The 14,909-nt window shown below is 64.4% G+C and carries 12 protein-coding genes; all 12 read left to right on the forward strand.

Translation table 11 applies throughout. From position 1 onward, the window contains the following. The first annotated feature begins 137 nt into the window (after positions 1-137). The 12 genes from IDH44_RS10845 to IDH44_RS10900 all read left to right on the forward strand — a co-directional run bounded on the left by IDH44_RS10845 (position 138) and on the right by IDH44_RS10900 (position 14,882). Positions 138-1,052 carry a carbohydrate ABC transporter permease gene (locus IDH44_RS10845; RefSeq protein ID WP_190917506.1) on the forward strand — a complete coding sequence of 305 codons (915 nt, stop codon included), beginning with the start codon at positions 138-140 and terminating at the stop codon, positions 1,050-1,052. 2 nt (positions 1,053-1,054) lie between these two features. Continuing rightward, positions 1,055-1,900 carry a carbohydrate ABC transporter permease gene (locus IDH44_RS10850; protein WP_190917508.1) on the forward strand — a complete coding sequence of 282 codons (846 nt, stop codon included), beginning with the start codon at positions 1,055-1,057 and terminating at the stop codon, positions 1,898-1,900. Between the two features lie 117 nt (positions 1,901-2,017). Continuing rightward, positions 2,018-3,361: an ABC transporter substrate-binding protein gene (locus tag IDH44_RS10855; RefSeq protein ID WP_190917510.1), complete on the forward strand. Its 1,344-nt coding sequence runs from the start codon at positions 2,018-2,020 to the stop codon at positions 3,359-3,361. Between the two features lie 98 nt (positions 3,362-3,459). Beyond that, positions 3,460-4,350 carry a glycoside hydrolase family 43 protein gene (locus IDH44_RS10860; RefSeq protein ID WP_190917512.1) on the forward strand — a complete coding sequence of 297 codons (891 nt, stop codon included), beginning with the start codon at positions 3,460-3,462 and terminating at the stop codon, positions 4,348-4,350. A 162-nt stretch (positions 4,351-4,512) separates the two neighbouring features. Continuing rightward, positions 4,513-6,564 carry a glycoside hydrolase family 65 gene (locus IDH44_RS10865; protein WP_190917514.1) on the forward strand — a complete coding sequence of 684 codons (2,052 nt, stop codon included), beginning with the start codon at positions 4,513-4,515 and terminating at the stop codon, positions 6,562-6,564. 236 nt (positions 6,565-6,800) lie between these two features. Continuing rightward, positions 6,801-7,559 carry a Cof-type HAD-IIB family hydrolase gene (locus tag IDH44_RS10870; protein WP_190917516.1) on the forward strand — a complete coding sequence of 253 codons (759 nt, stop codon included), beginning with the start codon at positions 6,801-6,803 and terminating at the stop codon, positions 7,557-7,559. Between the two features lie 6 nt (positions 7,560-7,565). Further along, positions 7,566-8,045: a DUF456 domain-containing protein gene (locus IDH44_RS10875; RefSeq protein WP_190917518.1), complete on the forward strand. Its 480-nt coding sequence runs from the start codon at positions 7,566-7,568 to the stop codon at positions 8,043-8,045. A gap of 1 nt (position 8,046) precedes the next feature. Beyond that, complete coding sequence (locus IDH44_RS10880) at positions 8,047-9,702, forward strand: putative polysaccharide biosynthesis protein (RefSeq protein ID WP_190917520.1); 1,656 nt, start codon at positions 8,047-8,049, stop codon at positions 9,700-9,702. A 251-nt stretch (positions 9,703-9,953) separates the two neighbouring features. Further along, positions 9,954-11,537, forward strand: a complete 1,584-nt coding sequence (locus IDH44_RS10885; RefSeq protein WP_190917523.1) for a copper amine oxidase N-terminal domain-containing protein — start codon at positions 9,954-9,956, stop codon at positions 11,535-11,537. Positions 11,538-11,563: 26 nt separating this feature from the next. Beyond that, positions 11,564-11,914, forward strand: coding sequence for a thioredoxin family protein (locus tag IDH44_RS10890; RefSeq protein WP_190917525.1), 351 nt, complete (start codon positions 11,564-11,566; stop codon positions 11,912-11,914). 264 nt (positions 11,915-12,178) lie between these two features. Beyond that, entirely contained in the window at positions 12,179-13,117 is a 939-nt protein-coding gene (locus IDH44_RS10895; RefSeq protein ID WP_317890160.1) for a COX15/CtaA family protein, read from the forward strand. A gap of 1 nt (position 13,118) precedes the next feature. Beyond that, positions 13,119-14,882 carry a UbiD family decarboxylase gene (locus IDH44_RS10900; RefSeq protein WP_190917528.1) on the forward strand — a complete coding sequence of 588 codons (1,764 nt, stop codon included), beginning with the start codon at positions 13,119-13,121 and terminating at the stop codon, positions 14,880-14,882. Positions 14,883-14,909: the final 27 nt, after the last annotated feature.

Raw genomic sequence — 14,909 nt, forward strand, 5'->3', positions numbered from 1 at the left:
AAATACAAGCGGATAGCCGAATAAATCGCATTCAAACCAAACGCGACCCTGCGTATGATTAAGGTACATCGCGCGCAATCTAATCCGTATTTCGGAGCTTGCGCCTGTACGTTAATGCATAAGGAGGGTCATTTGCAATGCGCACAACACGGCGTTCATTGGCGGCGGAGCAGAATCGGACGGCCTATTTGTTTCTGTTGCCGTGGCTGATCGGATTTTTCATGCTGACGGCCGGGCCGATGCTCGGCTCGCTCTACCTGTCGCTGACCGAGTACAAGCTGCTGACGCCGCCGACCTGGATCGGCCTGGACAATTACATTCGCATCTTCACCGACGATTCGACCTTCACCGGCTCGCTCTGGCTGACCTTCAAGTACGTGTTCATCTCGGTGCCGCTGCGGCTCGTCTTCGCACTGCTGGTGGCGATGGCGCTCAATCGCGGCATTCGCGCGCTCGGCATCTACCGCACGGTGTATTACGTGCCGTCGCTGCTCGGCGGCAGCGTGGCGATCGCGATCGTGTGGCGCCAGATTTTCGCCGGCGACGGCGTGGTCAACGACTTCCTCGGCTGGTTCGGGATCACGGCGCCGTCGTGGATCTCCCATCCCGACTACATCATCTACACGATCATCACGCTGTCGGTCTGGCAATTCGGCTCGGCGATGGTCATCTTCCTCGCCGGTCTCAAGCAGATTCCGGCGGACCTGTACGAGGCGTCGCAGATCGACGGGGCGGGCAAGCTGCGCCAGTTTTTCCGGATCACGCTGCCGATGCTCTCGCCGGTCATCTTTTTCAATCTGATCATGAGCATCATCAATTCGTTCCAGGCGTTCACGCCGGCCTTCGTCATCGGCGACGGCCGCGGCGGTCCGCTCGACGCGACGATGTTCTACACGCTGTACCTGTACCTCAAGGGCTTCTCGTTCTTCGACATGGGGTATGCGGCCGCGCTGGCGTGGATCATGCTGATCATCATCGGGCTGTTCACGGCGATCGTGTTCGCCACCTCGCGGTACTGGGTCTTTTACGGCGATGAGAAGGGGGGCAAGTGAACATGGACATCACGCTTCGCAAGGCGGCCTCGCGCACGCTGCGCCATGTGCTGATCATCGCGCTCGGCCTCCTGATGATCTATCCGGTCGTCTGGCTGGTCAGCAGCTCGTTCAAGCCCAATACGCTGATCTTCTCCGAGCCGGGCCTGTGGCCCAAGGAAGTGACGCTGGATAATTATATCAACGGCTGGCGGGGCTTGCAGGGCGTCTCGTTCGCCCGCTTCTTCTCCAACTCGGCCATAATCGCGATCCTGTGCGTGCTCGGCAACGTCGTCACGTGCTCGCTGGCGGCGTTCGCCTTCGCCCGGCTGCGCTTCAAGTTCAGCAAATTCTGGTTCGCGATGATGCTGGTGACGATCATGCTGCCGTACCACGTCACGCTCGTGCCGCAGTATATCATCTTCAACGAGCTGCACTGGATCAATACGTACTATCCGCTTGTCCTGCCGAAATGGCTGGCGACGGATTCGTTCTTCATCCTGCTGATGGTGCAGTTCATCCGCGGCATTCCGCGGGAGCTCGACGAGAGCGCGACGATCGACGGCTGCGGTCTCAAGCAGACCTACGCGCGCATCATCCTGCCGCTGCTCGTGCCGGCGCTGATCACGACCGCGATCTTCTCGTTCATCTGGTCGTGGGACGACTTCTTCAGCCAGATGATCTACCTGAGCGATATCCGGCTGTTCACGGTGCAGCTCGGCATTCGCTCGCTGTTCGATCCGACGGGGCAGTCGGACTGGGGCGCGCTGCTGGCGATGTCGACGCTGTCGCTGGTGCCGATTACGGCGATCTTCCTGATCTTCCAGCGCTACTTCCTGGAGGGCATCGCCACGACCGGTCTGAAATAATCGCATGCGCCGCGATCCGAAAAAATCGCATCGCAACATCCGAAGGAATGACATTCGCAGCGCATCGGCTCTGCAGTATGATGGGCGTATCAACCACAAAAAGGGGAGACGTGTAAAATGAAAAGAAAATCGACGCTGACGACGGCGCTGCTGGCGCTCATGCTGGTCCTGGCGGCTTGCTCGGGCGGTACGAGCTCGGGAGGCTCCGGCACAAGCGACAACACCAACGGGAATGCCGGCGACAATGGCGACGCGGGCTCGGGCGAGCAGGTCGAGCTGCGCGTCATGTGGTGGGGCGACCAGAAGCGCGCCGACCGCACGAACGAGGTGCTGCAGCTGTTCCAGGAGAAATACCCGAACATCAAGGTGATGGGCGAGTTCGCCCCGGGCTCCGGCTACTTCGACAAGCTGAATACGCAGCTGGCCTCGGGCACCGCGCCGGACGTTTTCTTCCTCGGCGGCAACGTCGTCGATTACGCCACCAAGGACGTCCTGCTGCCGCTGGATCCGTACGTGGGCGAGCAGCTCGACCTGTCCGACATGGATCAGGCGATGATCGATTACGGCACGCTCGGCGGCGAGCTGCTGCACATCTCCGCCGGCGCCAATGCCCGCGGCATCCTGATCAACAAGACGCTGTTCGAGGAGGCCGGTCTCCCGGTGCCCGAGGATGGCTGGAACTGGGACGACTATGCGCGCATCAGCCAGGAGGTCTCCGAGCAGTTGGACGGCGTGTACGGCACTTATGATTTTACGTACGAGGGCATGGACATATATTTGAAGCAAAACGGCGCCAAGCTGTATAATCTGGAGGACGGCACGCTCGGCTTCGAGGAAGCGGATGTGCTGCCGTGGTTCCAATACTGGAAGTCGACGGCCGAGAGCGGCGGCGTCGTGCCGCCGGAGCTGGCGGTCTCCAACCCGCCCGACGACACGAGCAAGTCGCTGGTCATCACCGGCGGCGTGGCGATGAATCTGATTCCGTCGAACCAGTTGGCGGCCTTCCAGAATCTGACCGAGGACGAGCTGACGCTCGTGCAGCTGCCGCGCGGTCCGAAGGGAACGGGCGTCGTGTTCGAATCGAGCCAAGGCCTCTCGGCGTACGCCGAGACGGAGCATCCGGAGGAAGCGGCACTGCTGATCAGCTTCTTCATCAACGATCCTGAAGCGGCCAAGGTGCTCGGCAATGACCGCGGCGTGCCGGTCACGTCGGCCAACCGCGAGCTGCTCGGCGAGGATGCCGACCCGGTCGACGAGATCGTCTACGATTACACGAGCCGCGTCTCCGATGCGGCCAAGGATGAGCCGTTCGACGTCAGCTACAATCCGCCCGGCTTCGCCGAGTTCGACAAGCTGGCCCGCACGACCGTGCAGGAGATCGGCTTCGGACGCAAGAGCGTCGAGCAGGCGGTGTCGGATTTCTACAGCGGCACGACCCAGATTTTCCAGAGCAATCAGTAAGCGAGTAGCTTGACATTGGCTCCGGCAAGGCTGTCGACATTCGGCAGCCTTGCTGGCATGTCCGGCGCTCGCATTCAAGTCTGAAAGGAATGGTTAGCATGGAAGCATGGAAGCTGGCGGATATCCAGATTCGCGATCCGTTCGTATTGCCGCTGGAGCGCGAGGGGCGCTACTATCTGTACGGCAGCACAGACAAAAATATATGGGGCAAGGGCACCGGCTTCGACGCCTATGTCAGCGCCGATCTGCAGACGTGGGAGGGCCCGCATCCGATCTTCCGGCCGGAGGCCGGCTTCTATTCGGATACGAACTTCTGGGCGCCGGAGGTATACGCGTACGGCGGTCGCTACTATATGTTCGCGACCTTTCGCCGCAAGGACAACGACCGGCTCGGCACGGCGGTGCTGGCGGCGGACGGGCCGCTCGGCCCGTTCGTCCCGCACAGCGAAGGGCCGGTGACGCCCGAGGGCTGGAGCTCGCTGGACGGCAGCCTGCACGTGGACGAGGCAGGGCAGCCGTGGATGGTATTCTGCCACGAATGGCAGCAGGTCGGAGACGGCGAAGTATGCGCGGTGCGGCTCTCGGCCGATCTGCGGCGCGCCGAGGGGGAGCCGCAGCTGCTGTACCGGGCCTCGGAGGCGCCGTGGACGACGCCGTTCGAGTCGGCGCGCTTCCCCGAGCAGACCAACTATGTCACCGACGGCCCGTACATGCTGCGCCTGGCGGACGGCAGTCTGCAGCTGCTGTGGGCCAGCTTCATCGACGGCCGCTACGCGCTCGGCATCGCGCGCTCGTCTACCGGCCTGCTGGCCGGCCCGTGGGTGCAGGAGGAGGAGCCGCTGTACCGCAGCGACGGCGGCCATGCGATGGTATTCCGCAGCTTCGACGGCCGGCTCATGCTGGCGATCCACAGCCCCAACAAGACGCCGAACGAACGTCCGCATCTGCTCGAGCTGGCGGAGCATGCCGGTCGTCTGCAACTGCGCTGACGGCGATTGGCGCGCAGCCAGGCGATTCCTCATCAGATGATTATGGCGGCTACGCGGCATCTGATCTAGTATAGGAGAGGCGCGGCCTTGCACGATTGCGCAAGCACATATGGCGCAAGGACACAGGCGCGCATTCATCATCTATTCCGCAGGAGGTTGTTCATGACCATTGATCGTTATCAACTCGTGGCGCGCAACAATCCGGTGCTCGCGGAGGCCGATTGCTTTGCTCCGCTGACGGTGGGCAACGGCGAGTTCGCGTTCACGACGGATGTTACCGGCTTGCAGACGTTCGCGGAGTCGTACGAAGCTGCGATTCCTTTGTGCACGATGTCCAATTGGGGTTGGCACACGCTGCCGCTCCCGAAGGAGGATGTCCGCTCAATCCAGCCCGAGCTGTTCGACACGTACGGCAGGCCGGTCGGCTATTTTTCATCTGCCGAGGGACAAGAGACCATCTTCCACTGGCTTCGCGAAAACCCGCATCGCTATCACCTCGGCCGCATCGGCTTCGAATTCGACATGCCCGGCGGCGCGCCGGCGCAATTGGAAGACCTGCAGGTCGTCGATCAGACGCTGGACATGTGGACCGGCACGATCAAGAGCCGATTCGTCATCCTGGACGAGCCGGTAGAAGTGGAGACGCGCTGTCATCCGGCGGAGGACGTCATCGCCGTCCAGGTCCGGTCGCCCCTCGTCGCGCAGGGGAGGATCAGGCTGGCGTACCGCTTCCCCTACGGCTCCGGGACGATCAACGGGGCGGACTGGGAGGCGCCGGAGCGCCATCATACGACCATAACCGCGCGCACCGCACGCTCTGTCAAGTGGGCGCGGGTGCTGGATCAGGACCGCTACGAGGTAGAAGCGGCGTGCTCGGCTCCCTTCACGGTAAAAGAAATGGCGCCGCACCACTACGGGATTGCCGTCGACGCCGACTCGGATACGTTCGAATGGACGACGCGCTTCGCGCCGCAGCCTGCGCGCCGCGAGCTGCCGTCCTGCGGCGCAGTGGCCGCTGCGGCGGCGCGGCATTGGCAGGACTTCTGGATGACGGGCGGCGCCATCGAGCTGGCCGACAGCCGCGACCCCCGGGCGGCGGAGCTGGAGCGCCGCATCGTGCGGTCGCAATACTTGACGGCTATCCAATGCGCCGGCTCGATCCCGCCTCAGGAGACCGGGCTCACCTGCAACAGCTGGTACGGCAAGGCGCACCTGGAGATGCACTGGTGGCATGCGGCCCAATTCGCGCTGTGGGGACGCGTCGAGTTGCTGGAGAACAGCCTGGGCTGGTACAAGGCGATCCTGCCCAAGGCGGAGGCGAACGCCAGGCGGCAAGGCTACGCCGGCGTGCGCTGGCCCAAAATGGTCGGCCCCGACGGCGCCGACAGCCCGTCCCATATCGCGACGCTGCTGATCTGGCAGCAGCCGCATCCGATCTTCTACGCGGAGCTGTGCTACCGGGCCAAGCCCGGCCCGGATACGCTGGAGGCGCATCGGGAGATCGTACTGCGGACGGCTGAATTCATGGCCTCGTTCGCACAGTGGGACGCGCAAGGCGAACGGTACGTGCTCGGCCCGCCGGTCATCCCCGCCCAGGAGAACCATGCGCCGACGGACACGCTCAATCCGACGTACGAGCTGGAATATTGGGCGCAGGGGCTGGCGCTCGCCCAGACGTGGCGGGAGCGGCTCGGCCTGACCCGGGACGAGGCATGGGACCGCATTCTCTCCCGGCTGTCGCCGCTGCCGGTGCGGGACGGCGTCTACCTGGCGCACGAGCGCTGCCCGGACACGTACGAAGCGTTCAATCAGGACCATCCGTCCATGCTCAATGCCTACGGCGTCCTGCCGGGGCGCCTGGTAGAGGTCGAGACGATGCGGCGCACGCTCGCCAAGGTGCTCGAATCGTGGGACATGCCCCACACCTGGGGCTGGGATTATCCGGTGATGGCGATGACCGCGGCCCGGCTGGGCGAGCCGGAGACGGCGATCCGCTGTCTGCTGCTGGATACGCCCAAAAATGTGTACTTCCCCAACGGTCACAACTTCCAGCGCGAAGGGCTGCCGCTGTACCTGCCCGGCAACGGCGGGCTGCTCGCTGCGGTCGCAATGATGGCGGCAGGCTGGGATGACGGGCCGGAGGCGCCTGCGCCCGGGTTCCCGACGGACGGCGAGTGGGTCGTTCGGTACGAAGGCCTGCAGCGGTACATGTAGCAGTGCAGCGGTACATGCAGCAGTGCGGCAATAAGGTGCTGGATAAAGTGCGGCGAACATGTAGCGGTGTGGCGATAAGGTACGGCGCTCAGGTACCGGAGTGGCCGAAAATGCGTTGAGGATTAGCTGGTGTCCGTGAGAATGATGAACCACATGCGGCTGACAAGAGGCGGATGCCGAGGGCGGAGGGGATGTGCTAGAATAGGAGTACTGTGGATAGGATCAAGGAGGAAGAGATGAGCAACTACAAATTGGTCGCCCTCGACATGGACGGCACGCTGCTGAACGACCGCAGCGAAATCAGCGACGAGAACGCCGCCGCCATCGCGCGCGCACTGGAAGCCGGCGTGCTCGTCTGCTTCTCGACCGGCCGCGGCTTCCAGAGCGCGCTGCCGTTCGCCGAGCAGATCGGACTCGAGACGCCCATGATTACCGTCAATGGCGGGGAGATCTGGCACCGCCCGCATGTGCTGCACCGCCGCCGCTATCTGGCCCCCGACATCGCCGAACGGCTCCATGCGCTCGCCGGCCGTCACGATTCGGTCTGGTACTGGGGCTACACGATCGAGAACATCTACAATAAGGAAAGCTGGCTCGATCCGGGCGAGCGCATCGCGGACAAGCACTGGATGAAATTCGGCTACGACACGCCCGACGACGCGCTGCGGGCCGAGCTCGTAAGCGAGATCGAGAGCTGGGGCGGCCTGGAGATTACGAATTCGTCGCCGACCAATCTGGAGATCAACCCGCAGGGCGTCTCCAAGGCGGCGGCGCTCGGCGAGCTGTGCGAGCTGCTCGGTCTCACCATGGAGCAGGTCGTCGCGGTCGGCGACAGCCTCAACGACATTGCGGCAATCCGCGCGGCCGGACTCGGCGTCGCCATGGGCAATGCGCAGGAGACGGTCAAGGCGGCCGCCGATGTCGTCACGGTCACCAATAACGAGCATGCGGTGGCACGCGTCATCGCGCGCTACGTGCTGGGCGGAGGCGACTGACGCGTTATGGACATCGCAGGCTGGATTCTCGTTATTGTGTTGTTTGCCGTCGGCATGGCGGGTGCAATTTTTCCGATTCTGCCGGGGGTGCTGGCGATCTACGCCGCGTTTTTCGTCTACGGCTTTTTCATCAGCTTCGCGCCGTTCGGGTGGGTCTTCTGGACCTTGCAGACCCTCATCCTGGCGGCGCTCATCATCGCCGACTATGCGGTCAACGCCTGGGGCGTCAAGCGCTACGGCGGCTCGCGCGAATCAGTGGTCGGCAGTACGGTCGGGGTCATCATTGGGCCGTTCGTCATACCCGGCGTCGGGCTGATCCTCGGGCCGTTCCTGGGCGCGATGCTCGGCGAGCTGCTCGCCCGCTCGGATCTGAACAAGTCGCTCAAGGTCGGCTTCGGCTCGGTGGTCGGACTCTTTACGAGCACGGTTGTCAAAATTGTGTTGCAGGCCGTCATGATTATTCTGTTCGTCATCTGGGTGGTCTGATATGATCAAAAAAGATTCGCTGCTCAAAGGCACGGTCGTCCTGGCCGCGGCCGCGCTGATCGCCCGCTTCCTGGGAATCTTCCAGCGCGTGCCGCTCGATTATCTGCTCGACCCGGCCGGCATCAAGTACTTCAATCTGGCCAATACGCTGTATCTGTTCCTGCTCGTCATCGCGACGGCGGGCATCCCGAGCACCGTGAGCAAAATGGTCTCGGAGCGCTACGCCCAAGGGCGGGTCGCCGAGGCGCAGCAAGTGTATCGCGCGGCCCTGCTGTTCGGGGGCGTCACCGGTCTGATCATCTCGGCCTTATTATTCGTCACGGCGCCGTTCATTACGGCGCATATCTCCAAATTCCCCGGCGCCAAGCTGGCGGTGCAGGCGATCGCGCCGTCGCTGCTGCTGTTCCCCGTGCTGGCGATGATGCGCGGCTACTTCCAGGGCCGGCAGATGATGAGCGCCGGCGCGATCTCTCAGATCGTCGAGCAGGTGCTGCGCGTCGTCTCGGCGATCGGGCTGCTGCTCCTGCTGCTGGGGCTCGGCTACAGCAACGAGTGGCTCGCCGCCGGCGCGGCCGCCGGTAGCGTGGCGGGCAGCATCGGCGCCTTCGTCGTCATGCTCTGGTATGCGCGCAAGCTGCGCCGCCAGGACGCCGCCGAGCGGCTGGCGCAGGCGGCTGCGGCCGCGCAGGGGGTCGGCGATCCGAGCCGCAAGCTGAAGCTCTCCGCCATCTACGGCGAGATCTTCCGCATGGCGGTGCCGATCGTCATGACGGCGGCGACCGTGCAGTTCCTGTATATGGTGGACGTGACGCTGTTCGTGCGGATGACGGCGGGCTTCTACGATGCGGCGCAGGCCGAGCTCGTCGTCGGCTGGCTGGGCAACCGCGCCCAGCCGCTCGCCAGCATCCCGCCGATCCTGGCGATCGCGCTGAGCCAGTCGATCATCCCGGCGATCTCCTCGGCCTACGCCGTGCGCAACATGGCCGAGGTGCAGCGCCAGGGCTCGCTGGCGATGCGGATCGTGCTGTTCACCGGCATCCCGGCGGCGCTGGCGCTGACGGTGGCGGCGGTCTCGGTGACCGGCTTCATCTTCGAGGATGCGCAGGGCAGTCTGATCGTGGCGGCGCTGACGGCGGGGACGATCTTCCAGATCACGATGATGACGTCCAATTCGATGCTATTCGGCCTGGGCAAGCCGCGTGCGCCGATGCTGCATACGATGTGGGGCATGGCGGTCAAGGTGGCCGGCAGCCTCGTGCTCGGTCCGCTGCTCGGCGTCTACGGCCTGATCCTGGCCTCGACGCTGTGCTTCGTGCTCGTCACGACGCTCAATCTGCGGGCGATCCGCGCCGAGGTGTCGCTGGATGTGCTGGGCGGGCGCTGGGCGCGCTACGCGGGGGCCGTGCTCCTGACCGCAGCCGCGGGCGTCGGCGTCGAATGGGGCGCCCGGACGCTGCTGGCGCCGCTGCCGGACAAGCTCGGCTACTTTTTCAGCGCGGCGATCTGCGGCGTCGTGATCCTCGGCTTGTATCTGGCCGGACTCGTGCTGCTGCGCGTCGTGACGCCGGCCGAGACGGCAGGCTTCCCGGGCCCGGTGCGCAAGCTGTTCGGGCTGCTATTCCGGGTATTGCCGACTGCCCGGCGAGCGCGGGGTTAGAGGTTGTTATTCTGCGACCGTCTCGGAGCGCGGGGGACGGTCGGCACGAGGGCGTCCGGGACGACGCACGCATCAGACCAAAGCCGTCGCTGCTTAGAGCGGCGGCTCTTGCCCTAAGATTAGTGCGAAACGCACGCGGATTCGCTTCCGTATTATTCATATGTTGTCCTAAGCTATCCGGCGAACGGGCGACATGCTAAGATGGGCTGGTATCCTGTTAAATGGGATCCGGGAGAGGGGTAGATGATTACATGAAACATTGGAAGCTGCGTACGATGATGGCGCTGCTGCTGGCGGCGGTGCTGCTCGTGGCGGCGGGGTGCCAGGCGGTCGGCGGGGTCGACCTGAACAAGGCGCTGCAGCAATCGCTGCGTGTGACGTCCGGGGAAAGCGCACATACGCTGGAGCTGGAGCTGACGTTCGCGGAGGATGCGGCGGATCAGATGAGCGCGGAGGAAGCGGAGATGCTGCGCCTGTTCTCCTCGATCAAGCTGGAGCTGGATGAAGTCAAGCAGCAGGCGAATGGCAATGCCTCGATGCGGGGCGCGCTCGCGCTCGGCGATCTGGAGATCGGCTTCCGCGCGGTCGCGACCGATACGCTCGTCATGGTCGAGCTGGACGGTGTGGCGCGGCCGCTGGTGCTCGATCTGAATGCGATGCTGGAGGAGAGCGGCGAGCTGGACGACAGCACGGCCGCACTGTTCGATGCGGATGCGCAGGCCGAGCTGACGGAGCTGACCCGCGAGGCGGTCTATACGGCCGGCGACTTCCTGATCGGCCATCTGCCGAATCCGGAGCGGATCGCGGTCGGCGGCGTGCAGGAGGAGATCCACGGCGAGACGCTGAGCCTGATGAAGGTGTCGGCTGAGCTGGACGGGACAGAAGTGCTGGGCTGGGCGAAGGGTTATCTCGAAGCGCTGCTCGCGGATCGCGCGGGCATCGAGACGCTGCTGACCGAGCTCATGGCGCTCGCCGAGAGCGACGCGGCGCAGGAGCTGCTCGGCAGCCTCGGCGTAGAGACGATGCTGCCGGCGGATATGGACGAGGCCGCGCGCGCCGAGCAGATCGCAGAGGGCGCGGAGGAGATGGTCTCGACGCTGGAGATGCTGCTCGACGAGCTCGAGACGTTCGAGGCGGACAACGGTGATTCGCTGGCCGGCTGGCTCAACGAGCAGTCGTACATCGCCGCCGATCTGTACATCGACAGCAAGCTGGACGTGCGCAAGAGCGACATGGAGCTCGTGCTGCAGCCTTCGGAGGAGGCGTTGATGTGGCCGCTGGAGCGGATCGCGGTCCGCTCGTCGGCCGAGCTGTGGAATGTAAACGGCGCGGTCGAGGTAGAGGCGCTGGAGGCGCCGGCGGATGCGATCCCGCTGGAGTCGCTGATGTGGATGGAGTCATACGACCTGATGCAGGAGATGGAAGCTTCGTCCGATCTGTACCGGCTGTTCGAGCGACTCGGACTGAACCGGCAGGAACTCACCCTGTACGCGCAGTACGATTATTATCCGCCGATCGTGACGCCGGACGGGGTGACGATCGTGCCGCTGCGGACAGTCGCCGAGGGACTCGGCGGCGAGGTGACGTACGAGGCCGCCACGGGACGCTACGTCGTGTACGACCCGGCCACGGGCACGACGATCGCACTCGCCAAAAACGACGATTCGGTCCTCGTCAACGGACTGGCTCGGACCTGGTCTTATCCGGTCATCAATCTCGACGGCGTCCTCTACGTGCCGGCCCGCAATATGGTCGAGGCGCTGGGAGGCACGCTGCATTGGGTGAACGACGAGGAGCTCGAGCTGCGCTATCTCGAAATCGAGCGCGTGCTCTAACGCGCCTGACAAGGAGGTGAATGCACATGGATAAGCTGACTACGGAGGCGGAATTCCGCGCGCGGACGGCAGCGGGCGATGCGCTCGCGATCGTCGTATTCAAGACGACCTGGTGCAAGGATTGCCACTATATCGAGCCGTTCATGCCGGAGCTGGAGCGGCAGTATGCGGGACGGGCGACGTTTTTGGAAGCCGATCGCGACGAGCTGCCGGAGCTGTGCGAGGAGCTGCGCATTCTCGGCATTCCGAGCTTCATCGCCTTTTACAAGGGGCAGGAACTGGTCCGCTTCGTCAACAAGCTGCGCAAGTCGCGCGAGGAGATCGAGCAGTTCGTCGACCGCGCGCTGGAGGTAGCGGCGGCACTTGAGCAGCGCTGAGGCGTCGGTCGACTCCGGAGCCGGCGGTCGTCCGACCGCCGTCAAGGCTTCGTTCCCCGCGCACCGCGCACCGCGCGCGGATAGCAAGCCGCTTTTGGCTAGCACCCGCTTTCCCGGTCCATGCGGATCGGGGGAGGCGGGTGCTTTGCCGATTTTAGCCGCCCGGGCGGTCTGACCGCTCAGCGCTCGGAGTTTTCACATTTTCAACATGGCTTTTGCCCGGCGATCCCGCTATAATGAAACTTGGTCAATACCCGGAAAGTGGTGATTGCTTTGGTATCCAGCCGTTATCGCAGACTGACCGTCGTCGTCTGCATCGGCATGCTGCTCGTCTTGCTGGCCGGCGCGCTCGTCACGAATACGGGCTCGGGCCGCGGCTGCGGCGACGACTGGCCGCTCTGTCACGGCAAGTTCATTCCCGCCTACACGCTGGAATCGATGCTCGAATATTCGCACCGCGCCGTGAGCGCAGCCGTCGGCTTCCTCGTGCTTGCGTTATTCATCGCTACGCTACTCCGCTATCGCCGTCACGGCGAAGCGGTTCTCTATACGTCCAGCGCGCTGTTCTTCACGATCCTGCAAGCGCTGCTCGGCGCGGCGGCGGTCATGTGGCCGCAATCACCGAGTGTGATGGCGCTGCATTTTGGCTTCTCGCTGCTCGCCTTCGCCAGTACGATGCTGATCGTGCTGTGGGCGTATCGCCGGCGCACCGCCGAACAAGCGGCGCGGGCGGAGCGGCTGCGCCGCGTGCCGCGCTCGGTGCTGCGGTATTCGTGGGCGCTGTTCGCGTACACATATGTGGTCGTGTATGTCGGCGCATTCATCCGGCACACCAAGACCTCCGGCGGCTGCGGCGGCGACTGGCCGCTCTGCAACGGCGCGGTCATTCCCGAGCTGAGCGGAGCCTCCGGTCTCGTCTTCACGCATCGCGTGCTGGCGATCGTACTCGTCATCAACGTAATTATTCTGATGGTGCACCTGCGTCGCCTGGCGGGCCAGGAAGAGCTGACCCGTGTCGCCACGTGGATGGCGGTCCTGGTCGTGGTGCAGGTATTCAGCGGCGCCCTGCTGACCGTGACATTGACGAACGAGAATGTATATATCTTCACAGGCCTGCTGCACAACGTCATCATCTCGCTGTTCTTCGGACTGCTGGCGGATGTGTGCATCCAGGCATGGAAGCATCGGGGGGGACGAGCTTGATATGACCTATACGAATCTGCCAAGTCTGATTGAAGCGCTGCGCCGAGAGGGCGAGCTGACCGTCATCGAGGCGCCGGTCGATCCGGTGCTGGAGCTGGCCGAAATTCACCGCCGCGTCATCGACGACGGCGGTCCGGCGCTGCTGTTCACGAATGTGAAGGGCAGCGCTTTTCCCGTGGTCACGAATCTGTTCGGCACGATCAAGCGCGTCAACCTGGCCTTCGGCACGCGGCCAGAGGAGCTGATGAAGCGCGTCGTCGGCGCCGTGGACAAGCTGTTGCCGCCGAAGCCCGCCGCCCTGTGGGGCGAGCGTGACATGCTGTGGGACCTGATGAAGGTCGGCCTGCGCCGCGTGCCGGCCTCGCGCGCGCCGATCCGGGCGCATCATCTGGACCGGGACCCGCTCGCCGGGCTGCCTGCGATCACGTCGTGGCAGGAGGACGGCGGCCCGTTCGTGACGTTGCCGCTCGTCTATACGGAGCATCCGCAGCACCAGAAGCAGCACAATCTCGGGATGTACCGGATGCAGGTGTTCGACGCCTCGACGACCGGCATGCATTGGCAGATTCAGAAGGGCGGCGGCTTCCATCATCACGAAGCCGAGCTGCGCGGGGAAGCGCTGCCAGTGTCGGTGTTCCTCGGCGGCCCGCCCGCCTTGATCGCCTCGGCGATCGCCCCGGTGCCGGAGCATCTGCCCGAGCTGCTGCTGGCCTCGCTGATCGTCGGCGGCAAGCTGCCGGTGACCGACAATCCGCACAGCGCGCATCCGATGCCGGCCGAGGCGGAATTCGTCCTCAGCGGCAAGGTGCCGCCCCATGTGCGGCGGCTCGAAGGGCCGTTCGGCGATCACTTCGGCTACTATTCGCTGGCGCATGAGTTCCCGGTGTTCGAGGTCGGGCATCTGTGGCATCGGCGCAATGCGATCTACCCGGCGACGATCGTCGGCAAGCCGCGCCAGGAGGACTACTACCTCGGCGACTTCCTGCAGCGGCTGCTCTCGCCGGCCTTCCCGATGGTGATGCCGGCGGTCAAGGAGTTGTGGACGTACGCCGAGACGGGCTTTCATTCGCTCGCGGCGGCCGTCGTGCGCGAGAGCTACTCGCGCGAGGCGCTCGTCTCCGCGTTCCGCATTCTCGGGGAGGGCCAGCTGTCGCTGACCAAGTTCCTCATGCTGACGGACCAGCCGGTGGAGCTGGTGCATTTCCCGCAGCTGCTGGAAGCGGTGCTGGCGCGCTTCGACCCGCACACCGACCTGTTCGTCTTCGACAAGACGAGCCACGATACGCTCGATTACACCGGGGGCAAGCTCAATCACGGCTCCAAGGCGGTCATGCTCGGCGTCGGCGAGCCGCGGCGCGAGCTGCCGGCTGTGTACGACGAGGGCGCAATCGAGGAGGTCGGCCGCATCGAGGTGTACTGCCGCGGCTGTCTCGTCGTCTCCGGCGCGGCCTACACCGAGGAGCCGGAGCTCGCGCAGCGGCTCGTGCAGCGCCTGTGCGCGCGCGGTACGGCGTGGCCGCTCGTCATCCTGGCGGACGAGGCCGGCGTAGCAGGCGATCAGACAGCCTTCCTGTGGACGGTGTTCACGCGCTTCAATCCGGCCGACGATATCTATGCGGAAGCGGTGCTGGCGAAGCATCACGTCGGATATGCGCTGCCGCTCGTCATCGATGCCCGGATGAAGCCGGGCTATCCGGACGAGCTGATTCCGGACCCTGCCGTGACCGCGCTGGTGGACCGGCGTTGGAAGGAATATTTCGCTTGAGGGCATACTGATACGGACGTCATGGCG

The sequence above is a fragment of the Paenibacillus sabuli genome (assembly GCF_014705605.1).
Classification (GTDB): Bacteria; Bacillota; Bacilli; order Paenibacillales; family Paenibacillaceae; genus Paenibacillus_D; species Paenibacillus_D sabuli.

Coding starts and splice junctions, on each gene's coding strand:
- IDH44_RS10890 (WP_190917525.1), top strand. CDS start 11,564: ATGGATAAGCTGACTACGGAGGCGGAATTCCGCGCGCGGACGGCAGCG.
- IDH44_RS10860 (WP_190917512.1), top strand. CDS start 3,460: ATGGAAGCATGGAAGCTGGCGGATATCCAGATTCGCGATCCGTTCGTA.
- IDH44_RS10845 (WP_190917506.1), top strand. CDS start 138: ATGCGCACAACACGGCGTTCATTGGCGGCGGAGCAGAATCGGACGGCC.
- IDH44_RS10900 (WP_190917528.1), top strand. CDS start 13,119: ATGACCTATACGAATCTGCCAAGTCTGATTGAAGCGCTGCGCCGAGAG.
- IDH44_RS10870 (WP_190917516.1), top strand. CDS start 6,801: ATGAGCAACTACAAATTGGTCGCCCTCGACATGGACGGCACGCTGCTG.
- IDH44_RS10885 (WP_190917523.1), top strand. CDS start 9,954: ATGAAACATTGGAAGCTGCGTACGATGATGGCGCTGCTGCTGGCGGCG.
- IDH44_RS10850 (WP_190917508.1), top strand. CDS start 1,055: ATGGACATCACGCTTCGCAAGGCGGCCTCGCGCACGCTGCGCCATGTG.
- IDH44_RS10880 (WP_190917520.1), top strand. CDS start 8,047: ATGATCAAAAAAGATTCGCTGCTCAAAGGCACGGTCGTCCTGGCCGCG.
- IDH44_RS10865 (WP_190917514.1), top strand. CDS start 4,513: ATGACCATTGATCGTTATCAACTCGTGGCGCGCAACAATCCGGTGCTC.
- IDH44_RS10875 (WP_190917518.1), top strand. CDS start 7,566: ATGGACATCGCAGGCTGGATTCTCGTTATTGTGTTGTTTGCCGTCGGC.
- IDH44_RS10855 (WP_190917510.1), top strand. CDS start 2,018: ATGAAAAGAAAATCGACGCTGACGACGGCGCTGCTGGCGCTCATGCTG.